Source organism: Bacillus sp. JJ634, from assembly GCF_036962285.1.
Taxonomy (GTDB): domain Bacteria; phylum Bacillota; class Bacilli; order Bacillales; family DSM-1321; genus Peribacillus; species Peribacillus asahii_A.
Window position 1 is genome coordinate 1,114 of record NZ_JBALMU010000168.1, and the last position, 3,059, is coordinate 4,172.

3 protein-coding genes are annotated in these 3,059 nt (G+C 35.3%); all 3 read left to right on the forward strand.

The genetic code is table 11. From position 1 onward, the window contains the following. Positions 1-290: 290 nt before the first annotated feature. Entirely contained in the window at positions 291-1,373 is a 1,083-nt protein-coding gene (locus V7068_RS20330) for a CotH kinase family protein (RefSeq protein ID WP_499714297.1), read from the forward strand. Between the two features lie 12 nt (positions 1,374-1,385). Continuing rightward, positions 1,386-1,757: an SET domain-containing protein gene (locus V7068_RS20335; RefSeq protein WP_499714298.1), complete on the forward strand. Its 372-nt coding sequence runs from the start codon at positions 1,386-1,388 to the stop codon at positions 1,755-1,757. 444 nt (positions 1,758-2,201) lie between these two features. After that, on the forward strand, positions 2,202-3,059 hold an 858-nt coding region (locus V7068_RS20340; RefSeq protein ID WP_499714299.1), incomplete at its 3' end, for a Spo0B domain-containing protein.

Below are 3,059 nucleotides of genomic sequence, written 5' to 3' on the forward strand. Positions count from 1 at the left end.
ACCAGGCCCTTTGCCAGTTCCCTTGCCAGTTCCTTTACCTTTTGCTACTGGGTTTTGAGTTAAGTACTCACCAAGACCTGTTTTTTTTGCTGTTTCAATTAACTCTAAAATTTGAGCTCCACTCATCGGTAGAACCCCCTTTCCATAAAATTCCCTTAAAGTGTAAGGTTATGTAGTTTATGAATTCTTTTTTTATTTGTTCTAGGTTTTATTTATTTTTATTTATTTTATTATCAAATCCATTCTTCTCTCATAAGATGACAATGTAAAAAAAAAGAGGGAATGATGTTATGCAGCATAATATTCCTACAATGAGTATTTTTTTGGAGCCTAAGTATCTTGAAGTACTGGAAAGCGACATCTGGAACGAGGAGCTTCTTCCTTCCAAGCTGTTAGTAAACAACATTCCATACGAAATGGGTATTACTTATCGTGGGGATCACATACGCAATTTTCCCCAAAAATCGTTTAGAGTCGACTTTGGAACATATAACGAGACATTTACAGGGCGTGAAATTCATCTTAATGCTGAATATAGTGATCCCTCATTCATTCGAAACAAGCTATCCTTTGACTTTTTTCAAGACATTGGGAGTGTTTCCCCTGATTGTAAGCATGTTTTCGTTGAACTTAATGGAAAGCCTATGGGGATCTACTTACAGATTGAGTCGGTCGATGAATGGTTTTTACAAAAAAGGCAGCTTCCATATGGTTCAATTTTTTATGCGACGGAATACCATGCTAATTTTTCTTTATTAACTCCGGAAGAGAATCCGAAACCTTCTCTTCTATCCGGATATGTACGGAAACTAGGTAAGGTTGAGGATGACCTTGATTTAGAGATGCTCATATATAAAATTAATACGATTTCACGAAATGATTTTGGTAAAGAAATTACAAAATACTTAGATGTCGAAAAATATTTGTTGTGGTTATGTGGAATTGTGTGTACGCAGAACTTTGATGGTTTCATTCACAATTATGCACTATATCGAAATGGAGAAAGTGGGTTATTCCAAATAATTCCCTGGGATTATGATGCGACGTGGGGCAGGGATTGGGATGGAGAGATAATGGAATACGATGAAGTTCCCATTGAAGGCTATAATACACTAACTGCACGTTTACTTGATGTAAAGGTATTCCGGGATCAGTACCGTCTTCTCCTTGAGGAAATATTAGAAACCTCATTTACACCTGAGGCATTAGAACCGAAAATTACAAACCTTCATAGACAAATACACCCTTATATAACTTTAGACTCTTATAAAAAGAAGTCCATCGATATATTTGTTAATGAGCCGGAACTTATTCTGGAGTTTATATCCAAACGTAATAAGTATCTTCGCGAGCATCTAAAGGACTTAACATAAGGAGGGAATCCTTTGGAACCGATCAGTATGAGAAATACAAAGAAATATGGTAGAGGGATATTTGCAGACCGTAATATTAAGAATGGCGAGTTCATTGAGGAAGCGCCAGTAATTGTTATTCCTAAAATTGAATGGAAGCTAATGAGGGAGTGTATTCTTTCAAACTATATCTTCCGTTGGGGAGAGGATAAAGCTCTTGCTTTAGGATACGGTTCTTTATACAATCACTCCTACACTCCTAATGCGAGGTATATTACTAATATTGAAAACCACTCGATAGACTTTTATGCCATGAAAGATATTCATGAGGGAGAAGAGATACTGGTCAATTACAATGGAGATCCAGAGGACCAGTCTCCATTATGGTTTGAAGTTATAGAGTAAAATGCGTGAAGAAAGATAGAATACGCAGGTTCAGTTGAAAATAAGAATCTTAAATGATGTTTACTTTTTGATAATTGTAGGAAAGGCGCCAAACGTGTACGCATGTCCCCGCCAACTCCAGTAATCACCTGTAGAATCTTCAATCGATGTAACCTCAAAAAAGAAAACAATCTTTCTTTTAACAAGGAAAAGTTGTTTTCTTCTTCCGATGTTTTCTCCATTTAGTTAATACATCCTTTATAATTATAGCTTATGGATCGAATGTAACAAAAAGGTCATAGTGGATACGGTAAAATAGACTTGCTTTTGCGCAATAGGGACTTTGATATGTCATGCAAATCATATAGCATTTTATTGGGACTCGGCCGATGCATTAGCGGAGGCAGCGTAGTTAAATGATCAATCCGTTCAATTCTATAAAAAGATGGGGAAGTACAATTTAGTATGAAAGTAAATAAAATAAAATTAATTTGGGTCTTATCTGTTTTTCTATTATTCTTTTTTATAAGTTTAAATATCTTTACTTCTTATGTAAAAATAAAAAAAACGGTTGAGGAATCAATCGCAAATCAAAGTCTGGAGGCAGCAAAGTCAATCGCTGCTTCGATGGATGTAGAAGCGTATAAGCAGTTCCTTCTTAATCCTACAAAAAACAAAGAATACTGGGAAACGAGAAAATACTTAAATGATGCAAGAGAAAAAATAGGGGCTTTATATGTATACACTCTTGTTGTTGATAATCCTAAAGTGTCGACAGCTATGATTATGGGAATGCCTAAAGAAGCTGCAGAGTCTTATCCGATAGGAGAGGCTTGTACCGTACCAGAAGAACAAGTGAAACGAGCGTATGAGGGAAAGACATATGTTACAGGAGTGCTTAAGGACTCTAAATATGAAGACTATTTATCGGTTGGAGCCCCGATTAAGGATCATGAAGGTAAAATTATTGGATATTTAGGAATTGATATAAGCGCGGATACACTCAATAGTATAGAAAATAAAGTGCTGAAAAATAGTATTTCTAATCTTGCTTTTAACGCTGTATTTGTATTAATCGTATTAGGATCCTTTTTTGTCATGCAGAGATGGTATCAAAGAGAAACAACAAAGGAAATTGAAGATACCGAGGATACATATCAAACAGAAATTAGAACGTTAATATCTTCTGTTCAATCTTTAAGACATGATTTTACAAATCATATTCAGGTTTTACATGGTCTTCTCAAATTAGGGAAAACAGAGAAAGCGTTAGAGTATTTATCTTCTCTATTTAAAGAAGTTCGTTCTATTGAACCTGTAAAG